The sequence below is a fragment of the Gracilimonas sediminicola genome, assembly GCF_024320785.1.
Classification (GTDB): Bacteria; Bacteroidota; Rhodothermia; order Balneolales; family Balneolaceae; genus Gracilimonas; species Gracilimonas sediminicola.
The window spans coordinates 475,241-496,326 of record NZ_JANDBC010000002.1 but is presented as its reverse complement, the minus strand read 5'-3'; the positions used below and the strand labels follow the sequence as shown (position 1 = coordinate 496,326).

The 21,086-nt window shown below is 37.9% G+C and carries 16 protein-coding genes; 14 read left to right on the top strand and 2 right to left on the bottom strand.

The window, feature by feature from the left end; genetic code table 11:
- The first annotated feature begins 22 nt into the window (after positions 1–22).
- The 13 genes from NM125_RS11990 to NM125_RS11930 all read left to right on the top strand — a co-directional run bounded on the left by NM125_RS11990 (position 23) and on the right by NM125_RS11930 (position 14,729).
- Entirely contained in the window at positions 23–1,225 is a 1,203-nt protein-coding gene (locus NM125_RS11990; RefSeq protein ID WP_255135175.1) for an O-antigen polymerase, read from the top strand.
- Entirely contained in the window at positions 1,219–1,998 is a 780-nt protein-coding gene (locus tag NM125_RS11985; RefSeq protein WP_255135174.1) for a glycosyltransferase family 2 protein, read from the top strand. The genes NM125_RS11990 and NM125_RS11985 overlap by 7 nt, the downstream gene beginning before the upstream one ends.
- Positions 1,998–3,011 carry a polysaccharide biosynthesis protein gene (locus tag NM125_RS11980; RefSeq protein WP_255135173.1) on the top strand — a complete coding sequence of 338 codons (1,014 nt, stop codon included), beginning with the start codon at positions 1,998–2,000 and terminating at the stop codon, positions 3,009–3,011. The genes NM125_RS11985 and NM125_RS11980 overlap by 1 nt, the downstream gene beginning before the upstream one ends.
- The gene (locus NM125_RS11975) at positions 3,011–4,129 is read left to right on the top strand and encodes a polysaccharide biosynthesis C-terminal domain-containing protein (RefSeq protein WP_349294197.1); all 1,119 of its coding nucleotides are present in this window, start codon (positions 3,011–3,013) and stop codon (positions 4,127–4,129) included. Before NM125_RS11980 ends, NM125_RS11975 begins: the two co-directional genes overlap by 1 nt.
- Positions 4,130–4,141: 12 nt before the next feature.
- Entirely contained in the window at positions 4,142–5,272 is a 1,131-nt protein-coding gene (wecB, locus tag NM125_RS11970; protein WP_255135171.1) for a non-hydrolyzing UDP-N-acetylglucosamine 2-epimerase, read from the top strand.
- Positions 5,272–6,474 (top strand): glycosyltransferase family 4 protein, encoded by a 1,203-nt coding sequence (locus NM125_RS11965; RefSeq protein WP_255135170.1) that lies wholly within the window; start codon positions 5,272–5,274, stop codon positions 6,472–6,474. The genes wecB and NM125_RS11965 overlap by 1 nt, the downstream gene beginning before the upstream one ends.
- Positions 6,461–7,306, top strand: coding sequence for a sulfotransferase family protein (locus NM125_RS11960; RefSeq protein ID WP_255135169.1), 846 nt, complete (start codon positions 6,461–6,463; stop codon positions 7,304–7,306). Before NM125_RS11965 ends, NM125_RS11960 begins: the two co-directional genes overlap by 14 nt.
- Complete coding sequence (locus NM125_RS11955; RefSeq protein ID WP_255135168.1) at positions 7,303–8,508, top strand: DegT/DnrJ/EryC1/StrS family aminotransferase; 1,206 nt, start codon at positions 7,303–7,305, stop codon at positions 8,506–8,508. The genes NM125_RS11960 and NM125_RS11955 overlap by 4 nt, the downstream gene beginning before the upstream one ends.
- Entirely contained in the window at positions 8,505–9,467 is a 963-nt protein-coding gene (locus NM125_RS11950) for a methionyl-tRNA formyltransferase (protein WP_255135167.1), read from the top strand. Before NM125_RS11955 ends, NM125_RS11950 begins: the two co-directional genes overlap by 4 nt.
- The gene (locus NM125_RS11945) at positions 9,460–10,134 is read left to right on the top strand and encodes a PIG-L deacetylase family protein (protein WP_255135166.1); all 675 of its coding nucleotides are present in this window, start codon (positions 9,460–9,462) and stop codon (positions 10,132–10,134) included. The genes NM125_RS11950 and NM125_RS11945 overlap by 8 nt, the downstream gene beginning before the upstream one ends.
- Positions 10,118–10,777, top strand: coding sequence for a sugar transferase (locus NM125_RS11940; protein WP_255135165.1), 660 nt, complete (start codon positions 10,118–10,120; stop codon positions 10,775–10,777). Before NM125_RS11945 ends, NM125_RS11940 begins: the two co-directional genes overlap by 17 nt.
- Positions 10,778–11,050: 273 nt before the next feature.
- On the top strand, positions 11,051–12,943 hold the full coding sequence (locus tag NM125_RS11935; RefSeq protein WP_255135164.1) for a polysaccharide biosynthesis protein: 1,893 nt from the start codon (positions 11,051–11,053) through the stop codon (positions 12,941–12,943).
- Positions 12,944–13,397: 454 nt separating this feature from the next.
- Positions 13,398–14,729: a nucleotide sugar dehydrogenase gene (locus tag NM125_RS11930; protein ID WP_255135163.1), complete on the top strand. Its 1,332-nt coding sequence runs from the start codon at positions 13,398–13,400 to the stop codon at positions 14,727–14,729.
- A gap of 916 nt (positions 14,730–15,645) precedes the next feature.
- Here NM125_RS11930 and NM125_RS11925 read toward each other — a convergent pair.
- The gene (locus tag NM125_RS11925) at positions 15,646–16,158 is read right to left on the bottom strand and encodes a hypothetical protein (RefSeq protein ID WP_255135162.1); all 513 of its coding nucleotides are present in this window, start codon (positions 16,156–16,158) and stop codon (positions 15,646–15,648) included.
- 122 nt (positions 16,159–16,280) lie between these two features.
- Between NM125_RS11925 and NM125_RS11920 the strand changes: the two genes are divergently transcribed.
- Positions 16,281–17,456 carry a nucleotide sugar dehydrogenase gene (locus tag NM125_RS11920; RefSeq protein WP_255135161.1) on the top strand — a complete coding sequence of 392 codons (1,176 nt, stop codon included), beginning with the start codon at positions 16,281–16,283 and terminating at the stop codon, positions 17,454–17,456.
- 659 nt (positions 17,457–18,115) lie between these two features.
- On the opposite strand, the gene NM125_RS11915 is transcribed toward NM125_RS11920, so the two are convergent.
- Positions 18,116–20,566: an SLBB domain-containing protein gene (locus tag NM125_RS11915; RefSeq protein ID WP_255135160.1), complete on the bottom strand. Its 2,451-nt coding sequence runs from the start codon at positions 20,564–20,566 to the stop codon at positions 18,116–18,118.
- Positions 20,567–21,086: the final 520 nt, after the last annotated feature.

Here is a 21,086-nt window from a genome sequence, read left to right as displayed (position 1 = left end):
TTCTTTGCACTTTCCTTTGATTATGGTTTTGTATCAAAGGCATAAGACTTTATTTAATCCATTTTCATTCTATTTAATCATATGGTCATTAACAACTATAATTCCACTACTTTTAGTGCTAAATTATAGTATTTCATTTTATACTTCGATATATATATTACTATGCAACTTCTTGTTTGTGTTGCCCTCTATAATTTTTCCGAAAATTAAGATCAAGAAAAAGGCTTTTCTTAAAATCAAATATTTAATGCGGGCAAATGTTTTATTGATAAACATTTCTATAGTGTTCATTATTATTCATTTATATTTTAATGGGTATACATTGTTTGATTATATACGAGCTCCATTTGAAGTGACTAGTACATTAGTAGCAGCCAAATATGCTGAAACATTAGATAGGAGTATTTTTTCAGTGGTTTCAACTATATTTATATATCCAAATTCATTCCTTTCAGGATATATATATGGGATAACTAAGAAGAAAAAGTTTTCATATTATTATCTAATACCCTCTTTAATGTATTTCATTATATTTGGAAATAAGGGGTTTATATTTGTTAGTATTGTTCTGTATATAGCTGGTTTTATTCTTGTGCAGTATGAGAAAGGAGAGAAGTTAAAAATAACTAAGAAGACTATATATATTGCTATTGGATCGTTTGTTTTTATACTTGCAATTGTAATAGTCGCATTTATATCTAGGGCTAATTCTTTAGGGGGGGATGCTCTGTATAATTACTTAATAAAGGGAATAAGGTCATATTCTTCGGGTCACTTATTCGCTTTTGACGACTTTTTTAAAAGCCAAATTGGGCTTGATCATAAAATGAATTACTTAAAAAATGAAGATAGTCTTTTCTTTTACACTTTTAAGTCTATCTACAATTTATTTGGTTATGAGGGAAACATTCCTCATGAAGGAATGTATGCGGTTTCATTCGAAAATGAATATGTCAAATCAAATATTTACACTCATTTTCGAGCTATAATACAGGATATTGGAATACTTGGTTCTCTAGTATACTTCAATGTATTAGGGTATATTTTAAATATTATTTTTACTACAAGTTATAAGCATAAAGTATTAATAAGAACTGTGGCTTGGTATATGATGTTCAGTTATTCGTACTCTTCTTTTTTAAATTCTAACATGGTTTGGGTTTCATCAGTGATAGGACCAATAATAATTTTAATGTTCTTATTAAGAGAAAGGATTAAATGGTAGAAAATAAGTTCTGTGGAATATTTGTGGATCATAATTCAAAAGAATATTCTATCAAATTATTGAAGAGTATTTCAAATTATAAACATCCAATTGATATTCATATTATAAATAATTTTGATGGTTTTGATGATTATGGAGAGTATGAGAGTATAAAGTTACAAGTGCATAACATAGATAATATTGGGTACTTTCAGTCAATTAATTATGTCTTAAAAAAAATCGAGCCAACTTTATTTGATTATATTTTTATTGGGAATAATGATATCGAATTTAGAAATGATATCATTTCAATAATTGAAAATAAAAATTATAAAAATTCTGTTTATTGTATTTCACCTGATATAATAAATCGAAGTGGTATTCATCAAAATCCTCATGTACTCAAGCCGTATAGTTTTTTTAAAAAACTGAAGCTTGATATATACTACTCTTCATACCATTTAGCGAAAATACTTAGTATGCTATTCAGGAAGAATATTCAAAAGAACAATAAACCATACGAATATTCCGGTGAGATACACATGGGAAATGGATCCTTTTATATTTTAACTAATCACTTCTTTTCTCAGGCTAAAATACTTGATACACCACCATTTTTAAATGGAGAAGAAGCTTTTTTAAGTAATCAAATAAAATCAAATGGTGGAAAAACTATTTATGATCCTGACTTAAAAATTTATCATGATGAATCGGTATCTTTAGCAAAAGTGAATAATAGGAAAAAATTTAACTGGTCAAAGAAAAGCTACAAACAACACAGACGATTTTTATAATGAAAAAAGATTCAACTCTACTAATTACAGGAGGAACGGGTTCATTTGGAAACGCAGTGCTTAACAGGTTTTTAAATACTACTGATTTCTCAGAGATTCGTATTTTTTCACGGGATGAAAAAAAACAAGATGATATGAGGAAAAGCTTAAATAATGATAAGCTCAGATTCTATATAGGTGATGTTAGAAATTATGACAGTATCGAAAAAGCTATGCGAGGGGTCGATTATGTATTCCATGCAGCGGCCTTAAAGCAAGTTCCCTCTTGTGAGTTTTTTCCTTTGGAAGCCGTAAAAACCAATGTAATGGGTACACAAAATGTAATTGATGCTGCAGAGAATAATGAAGTAGAAAAAGTAATTTGTTTAAGTACCGATAAAGCAGCTTACCCCATTAATGCAATGGGTATTTCAAAAGCGATGATGGAAAAGGTAGCTGTGGCCGCATCAAGAAACCTCCGGCATACTACGGTATGTCTTACAAGATATGGGAATGTAATGGCTTCCCGTGGTTCAGTAATTCCGTTGTTTGTTAATCAGATCAAAAACAGAGACCCGTTAACCATAACTGATCCAAAAATGACCCGTTTTCTTATGTCGTTGGAAGAAGCAGTGGAATTAGTGTTATTTGCTTTCGAGAATGGGAATCCTGGAGACTTGTTTATCAATAAGGCACCCGCCGGTACCATCGGAGATTTAGCCCAGGCTTTAAAGGAATTATATAATTCAGATGTAGAAACCAAAATTATCGGTACACGCCATGGGGAAAAGCTTTTCGAAACGCTTTGTACACGGGAAGAAATGATGAAAGCAGAGGATATGGGAGATTTTTTCCGTATTCCGGCCGATAACCGTGACCTGAATTATGGAAAATATTTTACGGAAGGGGATGAACATATTTCGGAGATCGAAGACTACAACTCACATAATACGGATCGTCAGGGTGTAGAAGGGATCAAAAAGCTCCTTTTAAAATTAAATTCTATTCAAGAAGACGTGAAAAATTTGGGATGATGATAAAAGTTGGAATTTCAGGTCAGAACGGTTTTATTGGGCAACATTTACTTAGAACTTTAAACATATTTCCCGGTAAGTTTAAAGTGGTACCGTTTAAGAAAAGCTTTTTTGATGATGAAGATGAACTGAACAGTTTTGTGAAATCGTGTGACACCATTGTTCATTTGGCTGCCATGAATCGCCACGAAGATCCTCAGGTCATTTATGATACAAATATTGAATTGGTGCAAAAACTGATCACAGCCTGCCGGAATACGAATTCCACCCCACATATTTTGATGTCCTCGTCTACTCAGGAAGAGCGGGATAATTTGTATGGACAGTCCAAGAAAGAGGGCAGAGAGGTATTAGCAAAGTGGGCTACAGAAGAAGATGCAGTGTTTACCGGTTTGGTTATTCCTAACGTATATGGCCCATTTGGCAAGCCATTTTATAATTCTGTGGTGGCTACATTTTGTCATCAGCTCACGCATGGCGAACAGCCAGAGATCCATAAAGACGGTGAATTGGATCTGATCTACGTAGGTAGCCTGGTAGAAAAGATCATAGATAGTATAGGGCAGAAAACAGATGATTCAAATCATCTCGTTCCTGCGGATACCACAGTAAAAGTGTCTGAAATATTAGAACTGCTGTCAGAGTTTAAGAAAACCTATTTTGAAAAAGGTGAAATTCCTGAACTAGAAGATACCTTCAGTTTAAATCTATTCAACACCTTCCGATGCTACATTGATATGGATGAACATTTTCCGGTTCACCTAACCAAGCATTCAGATGACCGGGGTGCTTTTGTGGAGATCATTCGATTGGGTATTGGGGGACAGGCCTCATTTTCAACGACCGTTCCGGGAATCACAAGGGGTAACCACTATCATACCCGAAAGATCGAGCGTTTTGCAGTAATAAAAGGGAAGGCTCAAATAGAGCTTAGATTGATCGGAACTGATAAGGTGTATTCCTATGAATTGGATGGAGATCAACCGGGGTATGTGGATATGCCTATTTGGTTTACCCATAACATCTCCAATATAGGAGATGATGAATTATATACCATTTTCTGGATCAATGAAACTTATGATCCTGACGATGCAGACACTTATTACGAAGAAGTTTAATACCTTTACTAAATGAAGAAATTAAAAGTACTTACCGTTGTCGGTACTCGCCCCGAAATCATTCGCCTTTCAAGAGTGCTGGCTAAACTAGACGAATCACCTGCTATAGACCACACCCTCGTACATACCGGACAAAACTACGATTACGAATTAAATCAAATATTTTTTGAAGATCTGGAATTGAGAAAGCCGGATCATTTTCTGGAAGCAGCCGGAAGTAATGCCACGGAAACGATCGGGAATATCCTTATAAAGATCGACCCCATTCTTGATGAAGTTCAACCCGATGCATTTTTGGTGCTTGGGGACACGAACAGTTGTCTGTGTGCCATTCCGGCTAATAAAAGAAAAATTCCCATCTTTCATATGGAAGCTGGTAACCGTTGTTTTGATCAGCGGGTGCCGGAAGAGACCAATAGGAAGATCGTGGATCATATTTCAGACATCAATTTAACGTACAGTTCTATTGCAAGAGAGTATTTACTTCGGGAAGGCTTGCCCGCTGATCAGGTTATCAAAACTGGTTCACCCATGTATGAAGTGCTTCATCACTTTATGTCGAAGATCGATAATTCAGATGTACTAAAAAGATTGGATCTGGAAAAACACAAATATTTTGTGGTTTCGGCTCATCGTGAGGAAAATATCAGCAGTGAGAAAAACTTTAAAGGGTTGATCGATTCCCTGGATCAGATCGCAGAGAAATATGCATATCCTATCATTGTGTCCACGCATCCCAGAACAAGGAATATGCTGGAAGAGAAAAAGGTAAAGGCTCACAAGCTGGTACAATTCATGAAACCGTTAGGTTTCAGTGATTATAATGCTCTTCAAAAGAATGCCTTTGCAGTTTTATCTGATAGCGGGACTATCTCGGAGGAATCATCTATACTTAATTTCCCTGCTTTAAATATCAGGGAAGCTCATGAACGCCCGGAAGCCATGGAAGAAGCATCGGTTATGATGGTGGGCTTAAAAACGGAACGGATTATGCAGGCATTGGAGCAGCTTAGTTCTCAAAGCCGAACGCAGCGTGAGTTCAGATTAGTATCAGATTACTCCATGCCAAATGTTTCTGATAAGATTATTAGAATATTATTGAGTTACACAGACTATGTGAATAGAGTAGTTTGGAGTAAGTGATGCATCGTAAAAGAGTTCTGATTGTTCACCGGTATTTTTATCCGGATACTCCAACCTATGCTAAACTGTTAAAAAAGATAGCAGATTATATTTCAGAAAAGCATCAGGTTAAAATACTTACCACATGTCCATCTTACTATGGCAGTGAAGAAAAAAAATGTAGTAAAAGAGAGGTATTGAATAGGTATGAAGTAAGAAGGCATAAAATGTTACCGGAGATGGATAGGAATGTATTGTTAAGGCTAATTAACTCAATACTATTTTCTCTCTTGGTTTTTGGACACATAATTAAGAAAGGGAAAAAGGAATACGATTTAGTTCAGGTTGCGACAACACCACCCTTGCTAATTTCAGGTTTTGTAAGATTGGCTTGTAAAATGCGAGGATTAAAGTATGTGTATCACTGCCAAGATATTTATCCAGAAATTTTAAAATACAATAATAAATCAGTTAACAAGCTTTTCTTAAAAATTGCAACTTGGTTAGATTCTAAAGTGATGAAAGATGCAGAAAAGGTTATTGTTTTAAGCGAGGATATGGAGCAATTTTTAATAAGTAAAAGAGGTATTAAAGGTGATAATATCAAGGTTATCAATAATTTTAACTTTAATAATAGTTCAGGTGAAGTCTCCTCTGAATTGCCAGTAAAAATAAAATCATTCTTAGAGCTGCACGAAAACATTATTGTTTTTACGGGTAACGTTGGTAGATATCAAAATCTTGAATTTACTTTAACTGAAATACAAAATTTACTGAATAAAAATTCTTGCAGTCTGTTAATGGTTGGGGAGGGAAGTGAAAAAAATAGACTGGAAAGTAAGTTTGGATCAGAAAATGTATTTTTCACAGGATATATTGATCAATCGTTATTGCCAGAAATATATTTGAATTGTGATCTAGGTATCGCACCGGTAATTGAAGGCATTGAAAATGTGGCTTTTCCAAGTAAAATTATTTCATACTTAGTCGAAGGTTTACCAATTTGTACTTTTTCTTCCACGAAAAGTAGGATTAGTAAATTAGTGGTAGAAAACAACTTTGGAGTTAATTATGATTATAACCAAGAAGAGAATTTAGGATCTTCAATTGAAAAAGCATTAAAGTATGATTTTGATAGAGATTATATCAAAAAAAATGCACGTAAGATCTTTAGTGAGCAAAACACACTATTAAAGTGGGAGGGAATGATTGAAAGACTATAGTGGTAAAAATATTTTTCTAATTGGACCTGCCAGATCGGGAACTAAGATTATTAGGGATGTAATAGCTTCACATCCAGAAATTAATAAAGTACCATACGATATTAATTATATTTGGAAGTATGGTAATTATAATAAGGAAGGGGATGTTTTAACTACAAAAGATTACGATTCAAAGATAAATACCTACATAAAGGAATACCTAGAAAAGTTCAGGTCGGGGAATAACTATCTTATTGAAAAAACAGTCGGTAACACAGTTCGGGTTCCCTACATCTATAAAAATTTTCCGGAAGCAAAATTTATTTTTTTATTCAGAAATGGTTTAGATACCATTGAATCAGTTATAAGGCAATGGGATAAAGTGCCGGGAAAAAAGTATTTATTTGAAAAAGCTAAAACTGTGCCAGTTGATATCCTTTTGAGATATGGATTTTCATACATAACCAGATACTTAAAAGGTCAAAATAATGATAACTATTATTGGGGAGTAGATGTACCTGATTTGAACGAGCTATCGGAAAATGAAAAATTAGAAGTAAAAGTTGCTACTCAGTGGAAGTATTGTGTTGATTCTATGTTACTGGCTTATGATCAAATTCCCGTTGGGCAAAAAACGGTTGTTACTTACGAGAACATAGTAGAAAAACCCTCTGATGAATTTTTAAAAATTCTCACCTTTATTAACGAAGACTTTAACAAGGACAAAATTAATTACGAAAAGATAACTGATAAGAATAAAGGAAAGTACAAAGGTACTTTCACCAAAGAACAAATAGAGTTAATTAGTGATATCATTAAAGATTCACAGCACAAAATAACTGAAATTTCATGAAAGTAGATTTCTCTCCTCCCTTCATAGACTCCATTGTTAAAAAACATGTTAGTGATGTATTAGAATCTGGATGGATAACCACCGGACCAAAAACAAAATTATTGGAAGAAAGCATTGCAAAGAAATATGATATTCCTGCATGTTTGGGAGTGAACTCATGGACTTCTGGTGCAATATTATTCATGAAATGGTGGGGTATTGAAGAAGGAGATGAAGTAATAATTCCCGCCTATACATATGCAGCAACAGCTCTTGCAGTAATACATGCTGGAGGAGTACCTGTAATGGTTGATGTCAAAGATGATTTTACGATAGATGAAAAGGCAGTTAAAGAGGTAATTTCAGAAAAGACAAAAATTATTATGCCTGTTGATATCGCAGGTATTACAGCAGACTATGAATCTTTAAACAGGCTTGTTGAAGAGAAGGATATAATTAAAAAATTTAGGCCTCGAAACAAAAAGCAAAAAGATCTAGGCAGAATTTTAATACTAAGCGATGCGGCTCATTCTTTAGGGGCCAAATTTGACAATAAGTATTCCGGTGCATTGTGTGATATCACCATTTTTTCACTTCATGCTGTAAAAAATGTTACTTCTGCCGAAGGCGGAATTATCGCTTTAAATTTGCCTAGACCTTTTGAAAATGAACAATTGTATGGAGAGTTGAGAAGGTTTTCACTTAATGGGCAGACGAAAGATGCTTTTACAAAATCCAAAGGTGGTAACTGGAAATATGATATTGTAGAACCAGGAATGAAATGTAACATGCCTGATTTAAATGCAGCTTTAGCATTAGGTCAATTTGAACAATATGATGAGCTTTTAGATAAGCGAAAATCTATATATTCAATTTATAATACTTTTTTTGAGGCAAAGGAATGGGCGTCTGCTCCTGAGTATGATTCTAAAATCGAATCAAGTTACCATCTTTATCCGGTGAGATTAAAAGTAACTGAAACAGAAAGAGATGCCATAATTGATTATGCGGCAAAACAAGAAGTTTCAGTTAATGTGCATTTTCAACCACTGCCTTTATTGACGTATTTTAAAGACATGAAAAATATTCATTCGCACGAAAATGCATTAAAACTATATCGACAAGAGATTAGTTTACCAATTTACCCTCAGTTGTCAGAGGAGCAAGCTCTTTTTGTTTGTAAGACGATAGAAGAAGGATACAAAACAGTTGTTGAAAAATGAGAGTACTGTTCGTGAGTTTTCACAGAGAAGGGGTTGAAACACTTAATTTTCTAAAAAAAAATGATAGAGTTGAATTAGCAGGCTGCTTATCGCTTGCGGACTCGTCAAGCATGAATAAAAGTGGTACATATAATTATAAGACCTTATGTGAAGAATTATCCGTCAAATATTTTGAATGTAATCACATAAATGATCAAGAAACAAAAGCCTTAATTAAAAAACTTGAACCGGATATTTTGATGGTATTAGGATGGGGGCAAATATTGGATCAAGAGACACTTGACATACCTACAATAGGAGTAATAGGTGCTCATGCTTCACTTTTACCAAAGTATCGTGGTAGTGCTCCGATAAATTGGGCGTTGATCAATGGCTTAGATGAAACCGGAAATACGTTAATGTGGCTTGATAGTGGGGTTGACAGTGGAAAAATAATTGATCAAAAGTCATTTGAAATAAATCAGTATGACTCATGTGAGACACTTTATCTCAAGGTGGCTAAATCCAATAAAGAAATGGTAGAATCAAATTTAGCAGACATTCTGAAAAATGGAAGAATTGGGAAGGCGCAAAAACATGATGATTCTGATCTTTTACCAAGAAGAAGGCCAGAGGATGGAAAAGTAAATTTTAATACAAATTCTCAAGTCTTGTATGATTTTATCCGAGCACTAACAAAGCCTTACCCAGGAGCTTATTTTGTTTTTAATAACCAAAAATTTATAGTCTGGAAAGCCTCATTTTCCCCAAACACTGATTTAAAGGCAATCATGGAGAAGAAGTTTCGTGTGGGTGATATAATAGAGCATATATATTCATTTGCAGAAGAACTTTGTGGTATTAGAGTTAAGTTAGAGGATGGTTCAATTGTTTTTCATGAAGTAGAACTTGAAGGAGAGATTTTTAAAGGCGAATCCTTACATAAAAAATTTCCCAAAGGAGTTAATATTAATGGATAAGAATAAAGTCTTAGTAATTGCTGCACATCCCGATGATGAAATATTAGGTTGTGGTGGTGTAGTAGCATTGCATACCGAAAAAGGTGATCACGTAACCTCAGTGATAGTCTGTGAAGGGGATTCTTTAAGATACAATGACAAAACTCAGGAACATCAGGGTCAAATTTATAAAGCGGCTGAGGTATTAGGTGTCCAAGATGTAAGATCGCTAAAATTTCCAGATCAAAAGCTGGAAACTATAGTTCTTACTGACCTAATTGATCCGATATTAGGAATAATTAGAGAAGTAGAGCCAAATATCGTTTACTGCCAATATGGAGGAGATGTGAATCAGGATCACAAAATACTATTTGAAGCTATATTAGTAGCAACAAGACCAACTGAAGAATTTATAGAAGTTGTTTATGCTTTTGATACGGCATCTTCAACTGAATGGGGCTATCCCCGAAATTTTGTGCCCGACACCTGGATAGATATTTCTTCTACTCTGGATATTAAAATTAAAGCTATGGGTGAGTATAAAACCGAGTTGAGGGAATACCCGCATCCAAGATCTCTTGAAGCACTGAGAAACAAAGCCTATGCATGGGGTAATCAGTGTCTAATGGAGTCAGCGGAAACATTTATGACAATTCGAAGGACCCTGAGAAATGGTAAAGTCGATTAGATTTATACTTGCTTTAACACTTATTCTTTTTCTTTCTCCTTTATTACTTATCGTTTCTATTTGTATATATATAAGTGACCCTGGTTCAGTTTTATTTAAAGCTCTAAGAGTAGGTAAAGGCGGTGAAGTATTTACCATCTATAAATTTAGGTCTATGAAAAACTCTAAAGCCGGTTCAAAGATAACTTCCAAGAATGATGATAGAATATTCGGTTTTGGTAAATTGATCAGAAAAACAAAGCTAGATGAGCTTCCTCAGCTTTTAAATATCTTAAAAGGAGACATGGCTTTTATTGGGCCAAGACCTGAAAATGTAGAGATTGTAGAAAATTACTATGATGATTTTTTGAGAAAGTCATTAAAAGTTAAGCCTGGTTTAGCAAGTCCCGGAAGTTTATTTAATTATACTCATTTGGAAGAATTGATAGAAGGAGATAATGCCGAAGAAATTTATCTGGATAAAATACTTAAAGTTAAAGTAGGGGTTGATGTTCTTTATGCAGATAAAAAAAACATTATTTATGATCTGAAAATCTGTTTAAAGACAATTTCAACAATTGTTAAAATTGCCTTTGGTAAAAAACAATTTAATTATCCAATAGAATATGAAGAACTAAAAAAGAAATACTATATAAGTTTATAGTCAGATAACCTCTTAGTGGTGCGCATAAAGTATTAATTTGAAAGCAAACTTAATTGTCTATTTGACTAATTATAAGATGTAAATTTGGTATGATAGTGCTTATTAAGTGCAAGTAATATCTTAAAAGATGGGTGCAAGAGAACCATGGCACGAGAAGGTTGGTACTACACTAAATAACTAAAGATCAGCGGGTTAAAACTCTTTAATTCTTTTTTACAATATTATTTGTATTATTGTGTCTCTCGAGGGTAAAAGAGTAGAATACAATTATGGATGATGAAAAATAAATTATTCGAGCACAAAAGCTTTTTTAAAGGGGTTGCAGATGTAGCTACATGGACCGGAATCACACTTCTGGCATTTTTATTGCGACTGGATGGAGATTTAGGAGGATATCTTACAACAGCTTTTCAAGCCACAGGCATTCTTTTTATAGTTAAAGCCGCACTCATTTACTACATGGGCAGCTATAGACAGTCCTGGAGAAATACCGGCTTCAATGATGTTTTCCATATTGTGGCAATGGTTTCTATTTTGACGGTTCCCTATACTATGATTGTGTTGCTGGGGAATTCTGTTGTCAATGTTCCGTTATCCATTCCCATTATTGAGTTCTTTTTATCTATTCTTGCCCTTACTTCTCTTCGAGCTGGTACCCGCTTTTTTATCAAGTATAGAATACCACGTATTAAAAATAACGGTGAAACTCGCCGCATATTAATAGCCGGTGCTGGTGAAAGTGGAATGATGGTTGCAAAAGAAATGCTCAAAAATAAGGATGCCCAAATGCAGCCGGTGGCTTTTGTGGACGATGACCTTTCAAAGCGGAATCAAAAGTTACTGGGGATCCCGGTTAAAGGAACTGTGTTTGATATTCCGAATATTGTTCGCAGGTTGAACATTGATGAAATTATCATAGCCATGCCATCAGAATCGGGTGAAGTTATTCGAAGAGTTGTAGAGAAATCACGTCAAACTAATGCCAGTTATAGAATTATTCCTCCATTATATGATTTATTAAGTGGAAAAGTTTCAATCAGTCAGATTCGAAATGTAGATGTGGAGGATTTACTTCGCCGTAAACCCATTCAGCTTGAAACACAGGAAATTCGATCTTACATAGAAGGCAAGCGTGTCCTGGTTACAGGGGCGGGAGGTTCTATAGGTTCCGAAATTGTAAGACAGATTTCAAGATTCAATCCCAAGCATGTAATTCTGCTGGGAAGAGGGGAAAATAGTATTCACCAACTGGTACGAGAAATTGATAATGAAATACCAGAACTGGATTACTGTATCCGTATTTGTGATGTCCGTGACCTTACGACTCTTGATAAGATTTTCGAAAATGAGCAACCGGAAGTAGTATTTCATGCCGCTGCACATAAACATGTACCTTTAATGGAAGAAAACCCATCTCAGGCTATTTTCAATAATGTGATGGGAACACGAAACCTTGTTAACCTTTCCGTTGAACATCATGTGTCTCACTTTGTAAACATTTCCACTGATAAAGCAGTGAACCCGACTTCAGTCATGGGGGCCAGCAAGCGTATTGCAGAACATATTGTGGAATGGGGTTCGAGTCAGGCTAACAACGGTGAGATTTTTGTTTCTGTACGTTTTGGTAATGTACTTGGTAGCCGGGGCAGTGTGATTCCAATTTTCAAAGATCAGATTCGTAAAGGCGGTCCTGTGACCGTGACTCACCCCGACATGGTGCGTTACTTCATGACCATCCCCGAAGCTTCACAGCTAGTATTACAAGCTGGTGCTCTTAATAATAATGGGGCAGTCTATGTATTGGATATGGGCGATCCGGTTAATATCGAGCAAATGGCCCGCGACCTCATCAAACTGAGTGGCTTTGAACCTGATTTGGATGTTAAGATTGAGCATACTGGCATTCGTCCCGGAGAAAAATTATATGAAGAACTACTTACCGCTGAAGAAGGCACGGATATGACTCGCCACGAGAAGATCTTTATGGCCCGAAAGCATGGTGTGTTAGACAATCTTGAACAACGTCTAAATGAGCTTAAGAAAGTTGCTGAAACCGGGAAAAAAGAACTTATCAAAGAAGCTATTTACAACTTCGTACCTACCTATTCCGGTTTTAAGAACGGGGTTAATAAAAAGATGGAAGAAGCTGAGGATATGTTAGCTTAGAAGAGGTGTTAGGTGTTAGGTTTTAGGGGAAAGGTTTTAGTTGTTCTAAGCTTTAAATATCCGTTAAAATCCTTTTCTACTCCAATAAAAGCCCGTCTTTGTGAGGAGTCCGTGTTGCCGAATGCAGACTTGGGATGAATAACGACGAAGCAATCTCCCTTATATGGTAACTAATCCAATCAACGCCACCGGGTCATCCTGAACCTGAATACTCTGGGGAAGATCTTAGCCAAAAACCTTTTGGTAATCATCTCATGGCATAGGTTCTTCGCTTCCACTCAGAATGACTTTTTTTGGATGGGGAAAGCTGTTATCTGGTACACAAGCGAAGGGGTTTAGCCCTTCGCGAAGGTGGGTAAGGAATAATATACTTTACTAATTCAGCTTCTTAAAGAATTGAAATCTCTGTACATTATTTGTCTTAAAATTAAAGTCAGTAAAAGAAATTACTAAAATGGGCTTAAGCAACTTGCTTCAAAAAATTGAAGACAAAGAATACAGAGTTGGAATCATTGGTTTGGGGTATGTAGGGTTACCTTTAATGTGGACCTTTCATCAGGCGGGTCTCCCGGTAATTGGGTATGACATAGACCAGCAGAAGGTAGATAAACTGAAAAATGGAATTCCCTACATCAAACACCTTGGGTCAGAGATGATGGAAATGCTATCTAAATCCGATCGCTGTGAGGCTACGACCGATTTCTCCCATCTTGATGAAGCGGATGCTGTTCTTTTATGTGTACCAACACCACTTGATCATCATCGGGAACCGGATATGAGTTATGTGGAACAGACTACGGATACCGTATCCAAGTACCTGAAAAAGGGACAGCTGGTGATTTTGGAATCCACTACCTGGCCGGGCACTACCGAGGAATTGATGATTCCTATTCTGGAAAAAAACTCAGGGCTTAAAGCGGGAGAGGATTTTTACGTGGCTTATAGCCCTGAGCGAGAAGATCCGGGCAACCCGAATTTTAATACGGCTAAAATTCCGAAAGTAGTAGGTGGCCATGGGGAAGAAGCCCTGCAACTAGCTACGGCTATGTATGATACGGCTATTGTTCAAACAGTGCCGGTAACTGATTGTAAGACTGCTGAGGCAACAAAACTAACTGAGAATATATTTCGGTCGGTTAATATTGCCTTGGTAAATGAGCTTAAGGTAGTTTATGAGTCTATGGGCATAGATGTTCATGAAGTGTTGGACGCAGCAGGAACCAAACCTTTTGGGTTTATGAAATTTACTCCCGGACCGGGATTAGGCGGCCACTGTATCCCCATCGATCCTTTTTACCTGACCTGGAAGGCCCGTGAGTTTGAAAAGCACACACGGTTTATTGAGCTTGCCGGTGAGGTTAATACAACTATGCCCCAGTATGTAATCGACCGCACCATGCTGGCGTTGAATGCTCATAAAAAAGCAATGAACGGAAGTAAGGTGCTGGTCATTGGTCTGGCCTACAAACCTGATGTAGATGACATGCGGGAATCACCTACCTTCAAGATTTTTGACTTACTAAAAAAGGTGGGGGCTGAAGTATCTTATTATGATCCGTTTATTCCTGAAGTACTACCCACGCGCGAACATGCCGAATGGACCGGACATCAATCCATAGAATGGAACAAGGAAATCGTTTCTGAGTTTGATGCTGTGATCATTTCTACCAATCACTCTGGTATAGATTACTCAGAACTTTCCGAATGGAATGATTGTATCATTGATACACGGAATGCCATGAAGGGAGTGAAGCCTAAGGACGAGAAACATATTTTTAAAGCTTAGCGAGGTGTTAGGTTTTAGGGGTGAGGTGTTAGTGGTTCTAAGCTTTAAATAGGCTTGGTTGCCTTTTCTATTATTCTATAAAAAGGCTGTCTTTGCGAGGAGCCTGCGATGCAGAATATTGGCTTGGGATGTGTAACGACGCGGCAATCTCCCTCATATGGCAACTGATCCAATCAACGCCAATGAGTCGTCCTGACCCCGAATGCTCGGTAGAAGGATCTTCACGATGACCAATAAACAGTGCGTTTGTTTAAGCTTGTTAAGATTCTTCGGGAGTACCCTCAGAATGACTCTTATGCATGAAGGCATTGCTGCGATAGCAGCATAAGAATGTTATTAACCATCCTTGTCATTCTTCCAGAATCGAGTTGACGAAAAACGGCCTTGCCATCACATACAGACCCCTTTCTGTCTTTCCCCTTTGGTGAAGGGGAAAGGACGCCTTGGTAAGATTCATTGGTTGTTACTGGGAAGTTGATATGGAAAGTGCATTACTTTGAACCATGACTTTTATGATTAACGGATTGGCAGGATAGAGTAGGAGTAATCAATGAAATCCATTATTCCCACAAATCATGGTTCAGATGCTAAGAGGAGAAGTAGGCCACTTAAGTAAGTCTCCTTGCGAAAGTGTCCCGATTATCGGAAAGTGAGATCGAGGAATCGAATTGGGATGGGCATTAACGTACTCATCCTTTTTGAGAAGCAGATACCGGCATACGCAGGGGGATGACAGCTCTATTTTATGTCATCGCGGTCCCAGAACCGCGATCTCCTTGATTGGGGATTGATGTCGATTATGGAGATCCCGTATCTCCGCTACGCGTGCCTGCCGGTAGGCAGGTACGTGATGCCGGGGTGATGGGGTGATTGTTGAAAAATGGAAGTCAGTTTTCCAGTAAACAAGCGAAGGGGTTCAGCCCTTCGCTAATGAGTTCTGAACGTAGGATGAATAATTATTTTTTTTATAAAACAGCGAAAGCGGGATAACACCAAGAGCAGATAAAGGAGCAAGGTAGGTTGAGAGAAAATCCAGGATATGGAGAGCAATGAGGTTTTGATCTATATCTATCATAAGAACAAATGAGGCAGAGATCAGGATAACACTATGAGCAGACATCAAAACAATGAAAAACTTTTTGTCTGCTCCAATCAAAATAAGTCCGATCATCCCCAGGAAAAAGAAAGAACCAAAGGGGACTTTGTAAAAGAACAACTTCTCGGAATTCCCTTCTGAATATTCAAAAACAGCCAGGCGGGTATCCAGCTTTTGAAAGGATAGGTATTGACTTTCTTGAACCGACTCAACCAGTTTTTCATCAACCTGATATTGAAAAACTGCTGTACGTACCGGCCGGAGAAGGTATATATGAAAAAGCATATATGCTGCAATCAGAACGGCCTTAATCAGGTACTTTTCAGCTTTCATAGATTAACAATTTCACCTCAAGTGTTTTTATGTGCCACAGACAATACCAAGTTTAGTATAAGTTTGAAAGTCATAAAACTTCTATATTTGTGGCCTTATCATAAATCAGAAAAATATTGAACATGAAGATTGCTGTTGCCGGTACCGGTTATGTTGGCCTTTCACTTGCAGTGTTGTTATCACAAAATCATGAAGTGGTTGCCTTAGATGTCGATGAGGAAAAGGTAGAACTTATTAATAAACGTAAATCTCCAATAGCAGATAAAGATATTGAACGGTTCTTTTCTGAGAGAGATGATTTAAGCTTAACGGCAACCTTGAATCCCAAAGAAGCTTACAAGGGTGCGGAGTATATCATTATTGCAACTCCAACGGACTATGACCCGGAGACCAATGAGTTTAATACTAAGTCGGTAGAGGCAGTAATAAAGGATGTATTGCAGATAAACCCGGATGCCGTTATGGTAATCAAATCAACAATTCCGGTGGGATTTGTTATGGAGGTCAAGAAGATATTCGGAACAGATAATATTCTGTTTTCACCTGAATTTTTGAGGGAAGGCAAAGCCCTTCACGATAATTTATATCCATCACGCGTTGTGGTTGGAGAGCAGTCGGAACGAGCAAGGGTGTTTGCTTACTTACTGATTGAAGGAGCGGCCAAAGATAACGATGAAATTCCGGTTCTCTTTACCGACAATACCGAAGCTGAGGCCATTAAACTTTTCTCCAATACTTACCTGGCCATGCGTGTGGCTTATTTTAATGAGCTGGATTCCTATTGTGAGACGCATGATCTGAGTACAGCCCAGGTCATAGAGGGGGTTGGACTGGATCCACGAATTGGAGACCATTATAACAATCCTTCTTTCGGATATGGAGGATATTGCCTGCCTAAGGATACCAAACAGTTGCTGGCTAACTTTGAGGATGTGCCTAATAACCTGGTTCGCGCTATTGTGGATGCCAATTCAACCCGTAAGGACTTCGTAGCCCGCCAAATCTGGAAGAATGATCCTAAAATTGTGGGGGTGTACCGCTTGGTCATGAAGCAAGGCTCGGATAATTTCAGGCAAAGTGCGGTTCAGGGGATTATGAAGAGAATCAAAGCGAAGGGAATTGAAGTGGTTGTTTACGAGCCCTACCTGGAAGAAGATGAGTTTTATCACTCACGGGTGATCAGAGATTTGGATGAATTCAAGAGAATTTCCGAAGTGATTGTGGCCAACCGGATGGTGGATGAGATCCGGGACGTGAAAGAAAAGGTTTACACCCGAGACTTGTTTGGGACAGATTAGGGGGTATAGAACATTGAATAGTGAACATTCAACATTCAATGTTGAAGTTGTTTATATGGGTAAGGTTAACAAACATGCCTGAAAGGCATTGCTGCGATAGCAGCATAAGAGTGTTCTTAACCACACCTGTCATTCTGAACGAAGCGTAAGCGGAGTGAAGAATCTTCATAAATCGAGTTAGTTTACAATATCGTTGCCATCACATACAGACCCCTTTCTGTCTTTCCCCTTTTGTGAAGGGCAAAGGACGCCTTGGTAAGATTCATTGGTTGTTTCTGGGAAGTTGATGTGGAAAGTGCATTACTTTGAACCATGGTTTTTATGATTAACGGATTGGCAGGGTAGAGTAGGAGTAATCAAGGAAATCTATTAATCTCACAAATCAGGGTTCAAATGCTAAGAGGAGAAGTAGGCCACGTAAGTAAGTCACTCCTTAAGAAGGATTGGGATATACATAAATGTTATGGTCCTTTCAAGCAACAAGATCCCACATCAATGTGCGGGACAAAAAAATATTGCAGTCAGGTACGGGATGACGGGTGTTTAAAAGACTTGGTTATCTTCCAGTAAACAAGCGAAGGGGTTCAGCCCTTCGCTAATATGAATTAGTTTGTATTAATAATTTAAGATCGAGGGCTACGCCCGCGATGACTTATTAATCAATTCCGTCGAATCTGGAAAATGGTATTGGTAACAATAGCCGCCATGGAAACGATGGTTGAGAATATGGCAATACGCTCTTGTGGAGAAAGACGCTCTCGCTGCTCCTTAGGAGGAATGATAAGTACCGATCCCGGCTTAACTTTTGGGTATGACTTAAAGAACAGGAATTTCTTAGTGCGATCTACTTCTCCGTTGGCATAAACGATATATGCTTTCTTTGTATTCGCCTGTTCGGTGAAGCCACCGGCAGCACTGATATAACTTCTGAAAGAACGACGATCTTCATAGCGGGCATTTATAGGGTACAGTACCTCGCCCCGAATTTGTACCGTTTGTAAACGCTTAGGTATTTCAATTACATCGCCTGGCTGGAGCAACAGGTCATATTCCGAATTCGGATTATTGAGGGCTTCCTGAAGTTGGATACCCACCTGAGAGAGGGATTCAACCTGTTGAGTAGTAACGGAATCTTCCAAGTTAATGGATAAGTCTTCCGTGCCACTGCCGTAATTCCTTGTTAACGAAGCTCCTTCGACATAAGCAAAACCGGTTGGCCCACCGCTTTTTTCAATCAGGTCGCTAAGCCTGAAATTCCGGCTGCTGATGGTGTATTCTCCCGGATACAGAACCTCACCGGTTATCTGAACCGTTTGCTGAACTTCATAGGAAGGTGATTTTCGGACAAAAACCTGATCAAAGGGCTGCAATTCTACTTCATCCAGTTTTTCATCGTAAGCCAGTCCGTTTTCAATGTTAACCGTAATGATTTCGGCGATCTGGTTGGTCATTTCACCAGATCCGGTGTCTGGAATACGGCGGGCAATCTCAATATTATAGGGAGCGGCTTCTTCTTTGAACCCGTTTGCCTGGTAAATCAGATCCTTCAGAGAACTGTTCTCAACATATTTATACGTATCCGGGTTAAGGACAGAGCCACTGATTTTAACCGTTCTCAGTTCTCTTAAATCAAATATGGATGAAATCTGTACTACATCATCTTTAACCAGAGTTATTTCTGACGACGAAGTATCATTCATTAGATGGTTCAGGTTCACCGGGATAGCTTCAATGCTGTAATCTTTTTGAGTACGGTAAATCACTGCGCGCTCCATAAAGGCATCCCCCATCAGACCTTCCGCATTTTCAATGAGCTTGCTCAGAGTAGGATTTTCTTCCAGCTGGTACTCTCCGGGACGGAAAACAGGTCCTTTAATCGTTACTTTATTTTCAAATCGGTCCAGAATTCTTCCAACCGTTACGATGTCTCCGGATCGAAGTACGGTATTTCCATTCTCCGGATAGGCGATGTCCACAATTCGTTTTTCCGTGTCGGTTTTACGCTCCAGCTTCACTCTTTTCTTGTAGGCAAACTGATTGAATCCTCCGGCATATTCCAGTAGGTCATTGAATGTTTCTCCCTCAAGAGTTTCAAAAAGTCCGACATTTTTGGTTTCACCTTTTACTGTAATGCGGTTTACATAAGGGTTCACCTTAATGATGTCCTGATCTTTGAGAATGATGTTGTCCGAAAGGTCACCGGATACCAAAAACTTGTACAAATCAACGTTCTGGTAGACGTTGCCATCACGCAGTACTTTAATGGAGCGATAACTTCCGTCTTTATTAGGTCCACCCGCCGCATAAAGGGCGTTAAATACAGAAGAAAGAGAACTGAGTGTATAGGTGCCGGGAGCTTTAACTTCTCCGACTATACTGACTTTTATACTTCGGATATCCCCCAGGGTCACCTGCATGTAGGTGGTTTTATCAGGACCTTTCAGGCCGGAATAAATAGTAGCCAGTTTACTCACCAGTCGTTCTTTGGCTTCTTCAACGGTGAGGCCACTGACTACGATTGGCCCTACATTGCTTATCTGAATGGAGCCTTCAGGACTTATTACCAGCTGATAGGTGGTTTCAGAAGCACCCCAAATATCAATAAAAAGTTCATCTCCGGGTCCCAGCGTATAATTTTTTGGGGTGGGGATATTCAATGAAGGTTCAAAAGTGATGCTTTGGCTGGAAAAGATATCCGATCCAAATACGTCAGAAGTATCTCTTTCGGTGGAATCTAAGAGTACATCGAGAGTGTCAGGCCTCAGCCCCTGCGAACGATTTGTTAAGTTTTTAGATGAGTTTCCGGATCTTAGTCGCCCTTGATTGGAAGCTTCCGACTCTTGATTCAATCCGCTCATAGAAGATCGAACACTGTTAATCTTTGACCGGAGTTTGCTCACCTCAGAAGGATTCATTCCACGTGCAAGTGCCAAAGACTCAACTTCTGAAATCGTAAGTCCTCGTTCCTGCATACGTTCGTAGAGCTGCATGACCTGCTGATTGCTTAAGTCGTCAACTCTGATGTTTTCAAAATCAATGCCGAAGTTTTGTGCCTGTGCTGATATAGTTATTAAAGCTACAAACAGGAGTGTAATAATACGCTTTAACATGTAAGATAATGTCCTTTAAATGGGGAATGTTTAAGAGCCTTAATGATAAGGTTTTTTGGATGAAAGAGTAACATTAAAAAGAACAAAATCAATGACTATATAATAAAGCGGGGTGCTGAATCAGGAAGAAGATATTGTTGGGAATTAGAGTTTGAGCCTTAGCGGGCAGACCCCTTTCTGTCTTTCCCCTTGGTAAGGGGAAAGGACGCCTTAATGAGTGTCATGTAGTTCAAGCAATGTCTTCCGGTGGCGTGATTCACTTTGAACCTTGATTTTCGGGATTTAAGGATTCTTAGGATTGTTTAGGGTAATCAAGGAAATCCGATAATCGTGCAAATCATGGTTCAAAATGTGATGGTAGAATTAGGTGACTGTGCCGATACATACAGACCCTATCTGTCTTTCCCCTTGGTAAGGGGAAAGGACGCATTAGTAAGAATTTACCGGTTTAAGCTGAGTTTAGAGGAAAGGGATTCGTGTATTGAACCTTGGTTTTCGGGATTTAAGGATTCTTAGGATT

Coding starts and splice junctions, on each gene's coding strand:
- NM125_RS11945 (WP_255135166.1), top strand. CDS start 9,460: ATGGATAAGAATAAAGTCTTAGTAATTGCTGCACATCCCGATGATGAA.
- NM125_RS11950 (WP_255135167.1), top strand. CDS start 8,505: ATGAGAGTACTGTTCGTGAGTTTTCACAGAGAAGGGGTTGAAACACTT.
- NM125_RS11985 (WP_255135174.1), top strand. CDS start 1,219: ATGGTAGAAAATAAGTTCTGTGGAATATTTGTGGATCATAATTCAAAA.
- NM125_RS11940 (WP_255135165.1), top strand. CDS start 10,118: ATGGTAAAGTCGATTAGATTTATACTTGCTTTAACACTTATTCTTTTT.
- NM125_RS11925 (WP_255135162.1), bottom strand. CDS start 16,158: ATGAAAGCTGAAAAGTACCTGATTAAGGCCGTTCTGATTGCAGCATAT.
- NM125_RS11975 (WP_349294197.1), top strand. CDS start 3,011: ATGATAAAAGTTGGAATTTCAGGTCAGAACGGTTTTATTGGGCAACAT.
- NM125_RS11930 (WP_255135163.1), top strand. CDS start 13,398: ATGGGCTTAAGCAACTTGCTTCAAAAAATTGAAGACAAAGAATACAGA.
- NM125_RS11915 (WP_255135160.1), bottom strand. CDS start 20,566: ATGTTAAAGCGTATTATTACACTCCTGTTTGTAGCTTTAATAACTATA.
- NM125_RS11980 (WP_255135173.1), top strand. CDS start 1,998: ATGAAAAAAGATTCAACTCTACTAATTACAGGAGGAACGGGTTCATTT.
- NM125_RS11920 (WP_255135161.1), top strand. CDS start 16,281: ATGAAGATTGCTGTTGCCGGTACCGGTTATGTTGGCCTTTCACTTGCA.
- wecB (WP_255135171.1), top strand. CDS start 4,142: ATGAAGAAATTAAAAGTACTTACCGTTGTCGGTACTCGCCCCGAAATC.
- NM125_RS11990 (WP_255135175.1), top strand. CDS start 23: ATGGTTTTGTATCAAAGGCATAAGACTTTATTTAATCCATTTTCATTC.
- NM125_RS11935 (WP_255135164.1), top strand. CDS start 11,051: ATGATGAAAAATAAATTATTCGAGCACAAAAGCTTTTTTAAAGGGGTT.
- NM125_RS11955 (WP_255135168.1), top strand. CDS start 7,303: ATGAAAGTAGATTTCTCTCCTCCCTTCATAGACTCCATTGTTAAAAAA.
- NM125_RS11965 (WP_255135170.1), top strand. CDS start 5,272: ATGCATCGTAAAAGAGTTCTGATTGTTCACCGGTATTTTTATCCGGAT.